General features: G+C 63.2%; 12 protein-coding genes. 9 read left to right on the top strand and 3 right to left on the bottom strand.

All coding sequences use genetic code 11. The features are described from left to right. Position 1 precedes the first annotated feature (1 nt). Both J2X53_RS17915 and J2X53_RS17910 read right to left on the bottom strand, forming a co-directional pair. Entirely contained in the window at positions 2-541 is a 540-nt protein-coding gene (locus J2X53_RS17915) for a tripartite tricarboxylate transporter TctB family protein (RefSeq protein ID WP_349038870.1), read from the bottom strand. Positions 542-632: 91 nt separating this feature from the next. After that, positions 633-1,568, bottom strand: a complete 936-nt coding sequence (locus tag J2X53_RS17910) for a tripartite tricarboxylate transporter substrate-binding protein (protein WP_349038869.1) — start codon at positions 1,566-1,568, stop codon at positions 633-635. Positions 1,569-1,687: 119 nt separating this feature from the next. Between J2X53_RS17910 and J2X53_RS17905 the strand changes: the two genes are divergently transcribed. The 9 genes from J2X53_RS17905 (at position 1,688) to J2X53_RS17865 (ending at position 11,732) form a co-directional block, all read left to right on the top strand. Continuing rightward, positions 1,688-2,479: an IclR family transcriptional regulator gene (locus J2X53_RS17905; RefSeq protein ID WP_349038868.1), complete on the top strand. Its 792-nt coding sequence runs from the start codon at positions 1,688-1,690 to the stop codon at positions 2,477-2,479. Positions 2,480-2,606: 127 nt separating this feature from the next. Continuing rightward, on the top strand, positions 2,607-4,088 hold the full coding sequence (locus J2X53_RS17900) for an aldehyde dehydrogenase family protein (protein ID WP_349038867.1): 1,482 nt from the start codon (positions 2,607-2,609) through the stop codon (positions 4,086-4,088). After that, positions 4,085-4,735 carry an HAD-IA family hydrolase gene (locus J2X53_RS17895; RefSeq protein ID WP_349038866.1) on the top strand — a complete coding sequence of 217 codons (651 nt, stop codon included), beginning with the start codon at positions 4,085-4,087 and terminating at the stop codon, positions 4,733-4,735. Before J2X53_RS17900 ends, J2X53_RS17895 begins: the two co-directional genes overlap by 4 nt. 4 nt (positions 4,736-4,739) lie before the next feature. Further along, entirely contained in the window at positions 4,740-6,092 is a 1,353-nt protein-coding gene (locus J2X53_RS17890) for an aminotransferase class III-fold pyridoxal phosphate-dependent enzyme (RefSeq protein ID WP_349038865.1), read from the top strand. 220 nt (positions 6,093-6,312) lie between these two features. After that, positions 6,313-7,674, top strand: coding sequence for a homogentisate 1,2-dioxygenase (gene hmgA, locus J2X53_RS17885; RefSeq protein WP_349038864.1), 1,362 nt, complete (start codon positions 6,313-6,315; stop codon positions 7,672-7,674). Beyond that, the gene (fahA, locus tag J2X53_RS17880; RefSeq protein ID WP_349038863.1) at positions 7,674-8,927 is read left to right on the top strand and encodes a fumarylacetoacetase; all 1,254 of its coding nucleotides are present in this window, start codon (positions 7,674-7,676) and stop codon (positions 8,925-8,927) included. Before hmgA ends, fahA begins: the two co-directional genes overlap by 1 nt. 12 nt (positions 8,928-8,939) lie before the next feature. After that, on the top strand, positions 8,940-9,890 hold the full coding sequence (locus J2X53_RS17875; protein WP_349038862.1) for an MBL fold metallo-hydrolase: 951 nt from the start codon (positions 8,940-8,942) through the stop codon (positions 9,888-9,890). A 21-nt stretch (positions 9,891-9,911) separates the two neighbouring features. Beyond that, a complete protein-coding gene (locus J2X53_RS17870) occupies positions 9,912-11,528 on the top strand; it encodes an FAD-dependent oxidoreductase (protein ID WP_349038861.1) in 1,617 nt (538 codons plus the stop codon). A 3-nt stretch (positions 11,529-11,531) separates the two neighbouring features. Further along, on the top strand, positions 11,532-11,732 hold the full coding sequence (locus tag J2X53_RS17865; RefSeq protein ID WP_349038860.1) for a DUF2783 domain-containing protein: 201 nt from the start codon (positions 11,532-11,534) through the stop codon (positions 11,730-11,732). 53 nt (positions 11,733-11,785) lie between these two features. On the opposite strand, the gene J2X53_RS17860 is transcribed toward J2X53_RS17865, so the two are convergent. Continuing rightward, a partial coding sequence (locus tag J2X53_RS17860) for a transposase (RefSeq protein ID WP_349038859.1) occupies positions 11,786-12,188 on the bottom strand: 403 nt, incomplete at its 5' end.

Below are 12,188 nucleotides of genomic sequence, written 5' to 3'. Positions count from 1 at the left end.
CTCAGAAATAACGCATCAGGATGTAGCGAAGCGGCTCCGGCGCGAGGTCGTAGGCCGCACCCGAAGGGATCTTCACGTTCATCGCCGTCTTGAAAAACAGGACGACGAACAGGCCAAAGGCCGCCGCGATCCAGACGGTCCTGCCGCGATAGCCCATCCGCAGCGCCAGACCGGTGCAGAAGACCATCGTTGCGGCAAGGTAGCCGATCACCGGGATCGCCAGCACATAAAGCATGTACCAGCCGATGAACTCCAATGACCGCAGCCAGAGCGCCGCCTCTTGCCAGCGGCCGGGTGTGCGGGCGACCCGCACCCGCGACAGGGCGTTGATCAGCCCGAACAGGACAACCCCGCCAAGCGAGAGGGCGGGCCAGAAACGCGGCTGTGCCGCAAATCCCTTGCCCGGAAGCCAGGTCGTCTGCCATGGGATCGCCGCAAGCAGCGCCAGCGCGATCATCATGGTGATGGTCACGAACAGGATCTCGCCCGGCTTTCGGCCTTCGGGGAAGACATGCGGATGATCGTCCTCTTGTCGGCTCATCGGGCCAACCTCCCTATCTGGCTTGCTTTTGGGGAATGCGTCGCAGGCCCTTGGCGCGCTAGGCAAACAGCGGCCCGTGCGGATTGCAGGCTTACTCGGCAATCATCGTTGCAATGCGACCCGACACCTCGATATCCGAGGCGATACGGGCGGCGGCAGCTTCGGCGTCCATCCAGTAGACGATCGCCCCGGTCTGCGCGGCAAGCCCCTGCGCGCGGTCTGACGCCATGGTTTCCTTGGCAGAGGCAATGATCTTTTCGCGCACCTCGGCCGGCGTGTCTTTGTGGACGAACAGCCCGTTCCACAGCGAGATGTTCAGATCGGGGGTGACCGAAGCCAGGGTTGGCGCGTCCGGCACCACGGAAATCGGCCCTTCGGTGACGGTGGCAAGGATCTTCACGCTGTCCAGGCAGGGCAGAAGCTGCTGGATCGTGGTGTTGATCACGTCAAAATCGCCCGAGGCCAGCGAATTGCAATCCAGCGACCCCGACGAGGCCTCACCGCCCCATTCGAAACCCAGCTCCTTGGCGGCGGCAAAACTTGCCTGCGTGGGCAGCAAGAATGCACCGAAATGACCCAGAAGCTGCGGCTCAGATTGCGAATACGCCGCAAGCTCGGCCATGGACGCGTACGGCTTGTCGGTGGCGGTCGCGATGACGAAGGGATAGGTCAGGAAGATTCCCAGCGGCTCGAACGGGTCGGGGTTCAGGCCGGGAACGCCGACCTCGGGGCCGACGACTGGAATATCGACGACAAATGATCCGATGGTGTACCCATCCGGCGCGGCAGCGGCGACTTCGGCGGCACCCGGAAACGGACCACCTTCAGAGGGCTTGTTCACCACGGCCGCCGCAACGCCGTACTTGGCCTGGAAATCCTCGGCGATCATGCGCGTCAGGACGTCTTCAAGATCACCCGGCGGGAAGGGGACGACGAAGCTGACGGGGCGGTCAGGGTATTCTGCGGCAACCGGTGCAGCAAGGCCGGCGGCAGCCACAGCCAATACGGCGAGTTTCGAGTTAAGCATTGACGACCTCTCTGTGGTTTATTATTATCACCAGTGGTTCAATGTTAGTCGCCGCGTCTGGTTCCGTCAATGATTTTGACATGAGTGGCCGGACCGGCCAGGAAAGAAAAAAGTCGGATATGTCCAGCACCGTTGCCAAAGCCTTGTTATTACTTGACTATTTCTCGGAATCCGAACCAGAGATCGGTCTGTCGGACTTGGCCCGCCGGTCCGGAGTGGACAAGGCGACGGTGCATCGGATGCTGGTTGTGATGTGCGATCACGGGCTTCTGGAAAAGCGCGGCGATGCGCGGCTATACCGGCTGGGCGCGGGCGTTCTGCGCCTTGCCCGGGTGCGTGAGACCGCCTTTCCGGTATCTTCCATCTTTCAGCACTCGCTGGAAACCCTTTCTGCGGCAATCGGGGAAACCGCCCATGCCTCGTTGATATCGGGTCGCGCGCTTGCAACCATCGGCGTCAGTGAAAGCAACCGGGGCAGCAGGGTCTCATTGGTCGCGGGCGAGATCCTTCCGATGCACAGCACCGCGTCCGGGCTAGTGGTCCTGGCGTTCTCGCGCCCGGACTTTGTCGACCGTGTGCTCAGCGAGCCCCTTTTTGCGAAGACCTCGCGAACGATCACTGACCCCAATATTATCAGGGCGCGCTTGCAGGAAGTCCGGCTCACCGGATATGCCGAAGCGGACCAGACCAATGAAGATGACGTCTATGGCATAGCCATGCCCGTCTTCGACACCGATGGCACGCCGGCCGGCGCCATCGCTGTGGCGATGCCCGCACACCGGATGACAAATGACTTGCGCCGCCAGACGATTGCCGCGCTTTTCCCCGAGGCCGACAAGCTGAACTTCGGCACCGGGGGCCGTCCGCCCGCCGAATTCCGAGCTGCCGCCGCCAGGTTTTCGCAAACCTGATCCTTGCGCGCGTGGTCTTGCGTCAGGGCCTTGCCGCTTTGGTCGGTCCCGGTGCGGCGATTGTCCGGTTGACCCGTCACCGCTATCGGTGCATGATAACCACCAATGGTGTAAATATAGAACCGACATGAGCCAGAACCAGATCGAATCCCTGCGCGCAGCGCCGTTGCCCGCGTTCCAGCACATCGTGGATGGCCGTCAGGTCTCGGCCTCGGACGGGGGAACCATGGCGGTCGTGTCGCCAATCGACGGCAGTGTGTTGACCACCTGCGCACGCGGCACTGTGGCCGATACCGATGCTGCGATCACCGCGGCACGCCGGGCGTTTGACGATGGCCGCTGGTCCGACCTGCCCCCTGCCGCACGCAAGAAGACCTTGTTGAAATGGGCCGAACTGATCGAGGCCAACGCGCTGGAAATCGCCGTTCTTGGAGTGCGCGAGAACGGCACCGAGATCGGCATGGCGCTGAAGGCCGAGCCGCTGTCTGCCGCAGCGACCATCCGCTATTATGCCGAGGCGATCGACAAGCTGCACGGCGAAATCGCGGCCACCGATCCGGCTTTTCTTGGCCTCGTCCACCGCGAGCCTGTAGGCGTCGTCGGTGCCATCGTGCCGTGGAACTTTCCGCTGATGATCGGTGCCTGGAAATTCGGCCCGGCTCTGGCCGCGGGTTGTACCATGGTGTTGAAGCCGGCCGAGACCGCGTCTCTGACGCTGTTGCGGGTGGCGGAGCTTGCGCTGGAGGCGGGCCTGCCCCCCGGCGTGTTCAATGTTGTCACCGGCGAAGGCGCCGTCGTTGGCGCGCGGATTGCGGACTCCATGGATGTCGATGTGCTGGTCTTTACCGGATCAGGCGGCACCGGACGGCGGCTTCTGGAGGCGGCGGCGCGGTCGAACCTCAAGCGCGTCTATCTGGAGCTTGGGGGCAAGTCGCCGAACATCGTCTTTGCCGATGCGCCCGATCTGGATGAGGCAGCGAAGGTAGCGGCCCACGGCATCTTCCGCAACTCGGGACAGGTCTGCATTGCCGGGTCGCGGATCCTGGTCGAACGCAGCATCCACGCGGCATTTGTGGAAAAATTGGCCGCCCATGCCGCCGCCATCAAGGTCGGCGATCCGCTGGACACGGCGACGCAAGCGGGTGCGGTGAATTCCGAACGCCAGTTGCTGCAGAACCTCGCCTTCGTTGACGAGGCGCGGGCGCTGGGTCGCAATGTCATCGGCGGGACCCGCATCCTGCAGGAAACCGGTGGCTTCTATATGTCTCCCGCCATCGTGGCCGATGCCAAGCCCGAAGACCGCCTTTTCCGCGAGGAGGTCTTTGGCCCAGTCGTCGCCGTCACCGCCTTCGACACCGAGGCCGAGGCGGTGGCCTTGGCCAATGATACCAGCTACGGCCTTGCCGCAGCGGTCTGGACCACGAACCTGTCGCGGGCGCATCGGATGGTGCGCAAAATCCGCGCGGGGATTGTGCATGTAAACACCTATGGCGGGTCCGACCTGACTGTCCCCCTGGGCGGGGTCAAGCAATCGGGCAACGGGCATGACAAGTCGCTGCACGCCTTTGATAAGTTTCTTGACCTCAAGACCGCCTGGGTGAAGCTGTGACCCGGGCGCTGGTGCTGGATTTCGGGGGGGTAATCTCGAAAACCCTGTTCGAAACGCACGCCCTGTCCGAAGCCGCGCTTGGCCTTGCCACGGGCACCCTGACCTGGCGCGGGCCTTTTGATCCCGACCAGGATGCCCCCTGGCGCGCGATGCAGGCGGGCGAGATGACCGAACGCGACTACTGGGCGCTGCGGATGCAGGAAACCGGCGCCCTGGTTGGCGAGGTCTGGACTGAGTTTCCCCAGTTCGTCGGGCGCTTGCGCGGCGCCGATCCGGCGGCAGTGATCCGGCCCGAGGCGCTGGCGGCGATGGTCATCACCAAATCGGCGGGTTGCAGGCTGGCGATCCTGTCGAACGAGCTGGACCTGTTCTACGGCAAGGATTTCCGCAGCAAGCTGCCCTTCCTGGCCGATGTCGACCTGATCGTGGACGCCACCTATACCGGCATTCTGAAACCGGACCCGCGCGCCTTCCATCTGGTAACCGAAGGTCTGGGGCTGCCCGCCGATGCCTGCGTCTTTGTCGATGATCAGGCGAAAAACCTGCGCGGGGCCGCTGAAACCGGCATGCCCTTTGTCCACTTTGACGTCACGCAGCCCGGCGAAAGCTATGCCCGCGCGCTTGGACTGCTTTGCCAAGGAGATTGATCCCATGAAAGACTCCAATTTCCTCAAGGAAAACAATGCACGGCGCTTGTGGCATCCGATGTCCCACCCCGCCGAAAGCCTGGCAAACCCGCCCGACATCATCGTCGAGGCCGAAGGGGTCGAGATCATCGACATCGACGGCCATCGCAGCGTCGATGCGGTGGGGGGCCTTTGGAACGTGAACCTGGGCTATTCCTGCCAGCCGGTGAAGGATGCCATCGCAGCACAGCTTGACCGATTGCCCTACTATTCGATCTTCCGTGGCACGACCAATGACAACGTGATCGAACTTGCCGAGATGCTGGCCGCCTTCTTCGCCCCCGACGGGCTGAGCCGCGCTTTCTTTACCTCGGGCGGATCGGACGGGGTGGAGGTCGCGCTGCGGCTGGCGCGGCAGTATCACAAGATCCGGGGTGAGGGCGGACGGGTCAAGTTCCTCAGCCTGAAGAAGGGCTATCACGGCACACACACGCTGGGCGCGTCTGTCAACGGCAACGCCAATTTCCGCACCCAGTATGAACCGCTGATGCCGGGCTGTTTTCATACGCCAGCACCCTATACCTATCGCAACCCCTTCAACGAGACCGACCCCGAGCGGCTGGCGCAGCTCTGCCTTGCCGCCATCGAGGATGAGATCAGGTTTCAGGATGCCTCGACCATCGCGGCCTTCATCATGGAGCCGGTGCTGGGTGCGGGCGGGGTGATTCCGCCGCATGCATGTTTCATGCCTGGGGTGCGGGCCCTGTGTTCGAAATACGGGATACTGCTGATAGCGGATGAGGTCATCACCGCCTTCGGACGCACCGGCAGCTGGTCGGGGTCGCGTCATTGGGGGGTGCAGCCGGACCTGCTGGTGTCGGCCAAGGCGATCACCAACGGCTATTTCCCCTTCGGCGTGGTCATGGTCGCCGATGCCGTGGCCGAGGTGTTCGAAAAGGACACCACCGGCAAGGGGGCTATCGGGTCTGGGTATACCTATTCCGGTCACCCGGTCGGCGCCGCCGCCGCCATCGCCTGCCTCAAGGAAACAGAACGCCAGCAGGTCCACCTCAACGCAGCCGCACGCGGCAGCCAGCTTTTCGCCGGGCTTCAGGCGCTGATGGCGCGGCATCAGGTGATCGGCGATGTGCGTGGCGGGCACGGGCTGATGTGCGCGCTGGAACTGGTGTCGGACCGTGCCAGCAAGACCCCGATCGACAAGAAAGCCATCGGCAAGGTGCATCGCGCGACCTATGAGGCGGGGGTGATGATCCGGGTATCGGGCAACAACATCATCCTGTCGCCGCCGCTGGTCGTCAGCGAGACGGACGTGGCGAAGATCCTGTCCGCATTGGAGGCCGGCTTCTCGTCACTCTGATCCAGCACCGGCCAGAGGGCAGAGTTCGGGCAGCTTGATCCGCACCCGGCAGGCCGCCGAGGACCGCCAGTAGTCGTAAAGGACGGTCTCGGGCATCCCGCCCTCCAGATCGTAACGTTTGCAACTTTATCTTGACTTGGTAGCATTCGCAACTATAAATCGGATCAAGCCAGCCCAGTCCGCTGCGGGCCTGACCTGCTTCACCATTCTGGAGACGCCCATGACCAGCCATTCTCTGCCTCAGGGCATGATCCGTGCCGCATCGGTTGCCGGTCCGCATCAGGGCTACATGCCCGGCTTCGGCAATGATTTTGAAACCGAAGCCTTGCCGGGTGCACTGCCGCAGGGAATGAACAGTCCGCAGAAATGCAATTACGGGCTGTATGGCGAACAGCTGTCCGGCACCGCCTTTACGGCACCGAGCCATCAGAACGAACGGACGTGGTGCTATCGCATCCGTCCTTCGGTCAAGCATACGCACCGCTTTCGCAAGATTGATGTCCCGCAGTGGAAATCGGCGCCCTGCATTGATCCTGATGTGATCAGCCTTGGCCAGTACCGCTGGGATCCGCTGCCGGTTCCGCAAGAACCGCTGACGTGGATCACCGGCATGCGCACAATGACCACGGCAGGCGATGTGAACACGCAGACCGGCATGGCAACGCATGTCTATCTGGTGACAGAGTCGATGAAGGAGTCCTATTTCTTCTCGGCCGATGGCGAATTGCTGGTCGTCCCCCAGGAAGGCCGTCTGCGGTTCTGCACCGAGCTGGGCGTCATTGATCTGGAGCCAAAGGAAATCGCCATCCTGCCGCGTGGCCTCGTCTACCGGGTAGAGGTTCTGGAAGGCCCGGCGCGCGGTTTTGTCTGCGAAAACTACGGCCAGAAGTTCGAATTGCCCGGTCGGGGCCCGATCGGGGCAAACTGCATGGCGAACCGGCGCGATTTCAAGACGCCGGTGGCAGCGTTCGAGGACCGCGAGGTGCCCTCGACCGTCACCGTAAAATGGTGCGGTCAGTTCCATGAGACCCGGATCGGCCACAGCCCGCTGGACGTGGTGGCATGGCATGGCAACTACGCCCCGGTAAAATACGATCTGCGCACCTATTGCCCCATTGGCGCGATTCTGTTCGACCACCCCGACCCGTCGATCTTTACTGTCCTGACCGCCCCGAGTGGGATCGAGGGAACTGCGAACATCGACTTTGTACTGTTCCGCGAACGCTGGATGGTCGCTGAGAACACCTTCCGCCCGCCGTGGTACCACAAGAACGTCATGTCTGAAATGATGGGCAACATCTACGGCATCTATGACGCCAAGCCAAAGGGCTTTGTTCCCGGCGGCTTGTCGCTGCACAACTGCATGCTGCCGCACGGACCGGACAAGAATGCATTCGAAGGCGCTTCGAACGCGGCCCTCGGGGCCGAAAAGCTGGACGATACCATGTCGTTCATGTTCGAAACCCGCTTTCCGCAGCACCTGACGCCCTTTGCCGCGCAGGCGGGTCACCTTCAGGAAGACTACATTGATTGCTGGGGGTCGCTCGAGAAGAAGTTCGACGGCACGCCGGGTGTGAAGTGATGGGATTGCACAGATCCTGGGTCGACAGGGCCAACGTGCCGGATTGCCCGTTTCCGCTGAACAACCTGCCTTGCGGGGTGTTTTCCACCGGTGCCGACGCACCGCGCTGCGGTGTGGCCATCGGCGATTTCGTTCTGGATGTGGCAGCGCTGGAAGCGGCGGGGCTGCTTACCCTGCCGGACGGCCCTCTGCTGGACGTGCCCTTCTGGAACGATGTGATGGAGGCCGGGCCTGCGGTCTGGACGTACCTGCGCGACCGATTGACGGCGCTTCTGGCGGAAGGCTCGGCCGAGCGGAAAGCGGTTGACCCGTTCCTTGTCCCGGCTGCCGATGTGACGCTGCACATGCCCTTTCTGGTCAGCGAATACACCGATTTCTACGCAGGGCGGCACCATGCCTTCAACGTCGGCACCATGTTCCGAGGGCCGGAAAACGCCCTGCCGCCGAACTGGCTGCATATCCCCATAGGCTACAATGGCCGGGCCTCCTCGGTCATCGTCAGCGGCACTGATGTCCGTCGTCCTTGGGGGCAGGTGAAGGGGCCGAACGATGACGCGCCGCGCTTTGCGCCCTCGGCCCGGTTTGACATCGAGCTGGAGATGGGGGCCATCGTCGGCACCCCGTCCGAGGGGCCGGTGACCGTGGCCGAGGCCGATGCGATGATCTTCGGCTATGTGCTCCTCAACGACTGGTCGGCGCGCGACATCCAGGCCTGGGAATACCAGCCGCTGGGGCCGTTTCAGGCCAAGGCGACGGCGACGACGATCAGCCCCTGGATCGTGACCCGTGCCGCGCTGGAGCCGTTCCGCACCCCGACCCCGCCACGCGAGGTGCCGCTGCTTCCGCACCTTCAGGAGCCGGGGCCGATGCTCTACGACATCGCGCTCGAGGTCGGACTGACCCCGGAGGGTGGCCGAGAAACCATCATCGCGCGCACCAATTATGCCGAGATGTATTACTCGGCCGCCCAGCAACTTGCGCATCACACCACCAGCGGCTGCCCGATGAATGTGGGTGATCTTCTGGGGTCTGGCACGATTTCCGGGCCGGAAAAAGGCAGCCGTGGCAGCCTGCTGGAACTCAGCTGGGGCGGCAAGGAACCCTTCCCGATCAACGGCGGCAGCCGCAGCTTCATTCAGGACCACGACACCCTCACCCTGCGCGGCCAGTGCAAGGGCGATGGCTACACGATCGGCTTCGGCGACTGCGTGGGCAAGGTAATCCCCGCACTCGCCGCCCCCTACGCACGGTAAGGAACAAGAACCATGGCCAAGGCATTCGCGTCGCAAAGCGACCTCGCGGAAAAGAACATCAGCTTTACCGAAATCGGCGAGGGGCTTTATGCTTTCACCGCCGAGGGTGACCCGAACTCGGGCGTCATCATCGGCGATGACTCGGTGATGGTGGTCGAGGCTCAGGCCACCCCGCGCCTGGCGCAAAAGGTGATTGACTGCATCCGGGGCGTCACCGACAAACCGATCAGCCATGTCGTGCTGACACACTACCACGCGGTCCGTGTGCTGGGGGCCAGCGCCTTCAGCGCACCGCAGGTCATCATGTCGGAAGCCGCCCGCAACATGGTGGCCGAGCGCGGGCAGGAAGATTGGGACAGCGAGTTTCAGCGCTTTCCGCGCCTGTTTCAGGGGCATGAATCGATCTCCGGCCTGACCTGGCCCACCACAACCTTCAACGGTCGCATGTCCGTCTGGCTGGGAAAGCGGCGGGTTGATATTCTGCAACTGGGCCGTGCCCACACCGCGGGGGACGCGGTGATCCACGTTCCCGACGCGAACGTGATGTTCACCGGCGACATCGTCGAGGCCCATTCCGCATGCTATTGCGGCGACGGCCACTTTGCCGACTGGGGCGCCACGCTCGAGGCGATCCGCGCTTATGATCTGGACGCCATCGCCCCCGGTCGCGGGGATGCCGTGGTGGGACGCACAGCGGTCAATGCAGCGCTTGACCGCACCAAGGACTTTGTGGACAGCACCTACCGCCCGGTCGCCCGGATCGCCGCGCGCAACGGCAGCCTCAAGGAAGCCTGGGACGCTGCCCGCGCCGAGTGTGACCCCAAGTTCAAGGACTATGCGATCTACGAGCATTGCCTGCCCTTCAACGTCGCCCGCGCCTATGACGAGGCCCGCGGGATCAGCCACCCCCGGATCTGGACCGCCGCGCGCGATCTGGAGATGTGGGCGGCACTGCAGAGCTGACCGAAGCTTAGGGAGAAGCACATGACTGACCTTGTTGCCGAACGCTACCCGCTGGCGTTCCGCCTTTATCCCTATGCCCGGTCAACGGATCAGGAAGCGCCTGCCCCCGTCCGGCACAAGGTCATCGTTGCGGGCGGCGGACCCATCGGCCTGGCTACGGCGCTTGACCTCGGTCGCCGCGGGGTGCCGGTCGTGCTTCTGGACGATCACGAGGGTGCGGGCCTTGGCAGTCGTGCGCTGTGCTTTGCCAAGCGCACACTGGAAATCTGCGACCGTCTGGGCGCGGCCGGGCCGATGCTGGCCAAGGGCGTGCAATGGAACGTCGGCAAGGTCTTCCACGATGACCGGCTGCTTTACGAATTCAACCTGTCGCCCGAAAGCGGCCACGCCTTCCCGGCCTTCATCAACCTGCAACAACCCTGGTTCGAAAAGTTCCTGCATGACGCCATCGTCGCTGCGCAGGCGGAAGGTGCGCCGATCGAGGTGCGGGGCAGGAATCGCGTCGATACCATCATCCCTTCTGCGAACCATGTGACCCTGGGAATCATGACACCGGATGGCCCTTACAAGCTGGAGGCCGAGTGGCTGATCGCTTGCGACGGTGCCCGCAGCCCCTTGCGCGGCATGCTGGGCTTGTCCTTCAACGGGCGGGTGTTTGAGGACAACTTCCTGATCGCCGACGTCAAGATGAAGGCCGATTTCCCGACCGAACGCTGGTTCTGGTTTGAGCCGCATTTCAAATCAGGGGATTCTGCGCTGTTGCACAAGCAGCCCGACGATATCTGGCGCATCGACTTTCAACTGGGCTGGAACATCGACCGCACGAAAGAGCTGGAGCCGGCCAGTATCCGCGCCCGCGTCGATGCGATGCTTGGGCCGAAGGTCGAATACGAGCTGGACTGGTGCTCGATCTACACCTTCCAGTGCCGCCGGATGGACAAGTTCCGCCATGGCCGCGTGCTGTTCGCCGGTGACTCGGCCCATCAGGTCAGCCCGTTCGGCGCACGGGGGGCGAACTCGGGCGTTCAGGACGTGGACAACCTCGCCTGGAAACTGGCGCTGGTCGTGGACGGGACGGCACCGGAGAGCCTGCTCGACAGCTATGATGCGGAACGGGTTCACGGTGCCGACGAGAATATTCTGAACTCTACCCGCGCCACAGATTTCATCACGCCCAAGACCCCGGTATCCAGGCTGTTCCGCAACGCGGTGCTGGAACTGGCCGAAACGCTGCCATTCGCGCGCACGATGGTCAACTCGGGTCGGTTGTCATTGCCCTGCACCTATGACGGTTCGGCCTTGAATGGCCCTGACCAACCGGACATGCCCGCGCGCACCCGCCCCGGCAGCCCCTGCCCGGATGCGCCGCTGGCCGAGGGATGGTTGCTGAACCATCTTGGGCGGGGCTTCACGCTGCTGACGATCAATCGGACTGCCCCCGACAGCCTGTCCGCCCATGGCCTGACCGTGCCGCGCCTTGCCCTCGAAGCAACGCCAGAAGTCATGGCCCGGTATCTGGGCGCTGCCGGAGGCGCGGTCTACCTGATCCGCCCCGACCAGCACGTCGCCGCACGTTGGGCGGAATTCGACGAAAGTGCCGTTGCCGCCGCGCTTGCCCGTGCCATCGGAAAGGTCTGACCCATGCTGATCACCCACCCGAACCTGACCCGACCCGATGAAACCTATGCGCGCCTGATCGCCATCCATGACGGGCTGACCGAGGATGAAAGTCACGCCCTGAACGCGCGGTTGGTGCTGATCCTGATGAACCATATCGGCGATCATCAGGTGCTGGACCGGGCCGTCAGACTGGCCCGCGATTCGTCCCACGTGCCAGACTGATCCCTGCGGCCTTCAGCCTGGCAACTGTGTTTAGGGTCCAGACTCATTGATCGTCAAAGCCAGAACATGACGATAGCAGCGAGTGCGACTGCTGAGAGGACGGGCTTGGCGCATCGGTCGTAGCGGGTTGCAACCCTGCGCCAGCCTTTCAATCGGCCGAACATGATCTCGATCCCGTTGCGGCGCCGGTAACGTCGTTTGTCGTAACGGACGGCCCTTCCGCGCCCCTGCCACCCGGGGATGCAGAGGCGTATTCCTTTGTCTTTCAACGCATCCCGGAACCAGTCGGCGTCATAGCCTCTGTCAGCAAGCCTCCATTCGGCAGAGGGCAGACTGCCCAGCAGAGCTGCAGAGCCGGTGCAGTCGCTTCTGTGGTTGCCGCCCGTAGTGCAAGGAGTTTTCGACCGTATTGGCGTGTAATCGAGTGCGAACTTCTGTGAGGCCTTCATAATGCGG

Origin of the sequence: Pseudotabrizicola sp. 4114, from assembly GCF_031457365.1 — a bacterium.
Taxonomy (GTDB): Bacteria; Pseudomonadota; Alphaproteobacteria; order Rhodobacterales; family Rhodobacteraceae; genus Pseudotabrizicola.
The sequence above is the reverse complement of the archived record's forward strand: the minus strand, read 5'-3'. Positions and strand labels throughout refer to the sequence as shown.

What these genes read in the sequence shown, in the direction of transcription:
- J2X53_RS17915 (WP_349038870.1), bottom strand. Translation starts at nt 541, where the DNA reads ATGAGCCGACAAGAGGACGATCATCCGCATGTCTTCCCCGAAGGCCGA.
- J2X53_RS17910 (WP_349038869.1), bottom strand. Translation starts at nt 1,568, where the DNA reads ATGCTTAACTCGAAACTCGCCGTATTGGCTGTGGCTGCCGCCGGCCTT.
- J2X53_RS17905 (WP_349038868.1), top strand. Translation starts at nt 1,688, where the DNA reads ATGTCCAGCACCGTTGCCAAAGCCTTGTTATTACTTGACTATTTCTCG.
- J2X53_RS17900 (WP_349038867.1), top strand. Translation starts at nt 2,607, where the DNA reads ATGAGCCAGAACCAGATCGAATCCCTGCGCGCAGCGCCGTTGCCCGCG.
- J2X53_RS17890 (WP_349038865.1), top strand. Translation starts at nt 4,740, where the DNA reads ATGAAAGACTCCAATTTCCTCAAGGAAAACAATGCACGGCGCTTGTGG.
- hmgA (WP_349038864.1), top strand. Translation starts at nt 6,313, where the DNA reads ATGACCAGCCATTCTCTGCCTCAGGGCATGATCCGTGCCGCATCGGTT.
- fahA (WP_349038863.1), top strand. Translation starts at nt 7,674, where the DNA reads ATGGGATTGCACAGATCCTGGGTCGACAGGGCCAACGTGCCGGATTGC.
- J2X53_RS17875 (WP_349038862.1), top strand. Translation starts at nt 8,940, where the DNA reads ATGGCCAAGGCATTCGCGTCGCAAAGCGACCTCGCGGAAAAGAACATC.
- J2X53_RS17870 (WP_349038861.1), top strand. Translation starts at nt 9,912, where the DNA reads ATGACTGACCTTGTTGCCGAACGCTACCCGCTGGCGTTCCGCCTTTAT.
- J2X53_RS17865 (WP_349038860.1), top strand. Translation starts at nt 11,532, where the DNA reads ATGCTGATCACCCACCCGAACCTGACCCGACCCGATGAAACCTATGCG.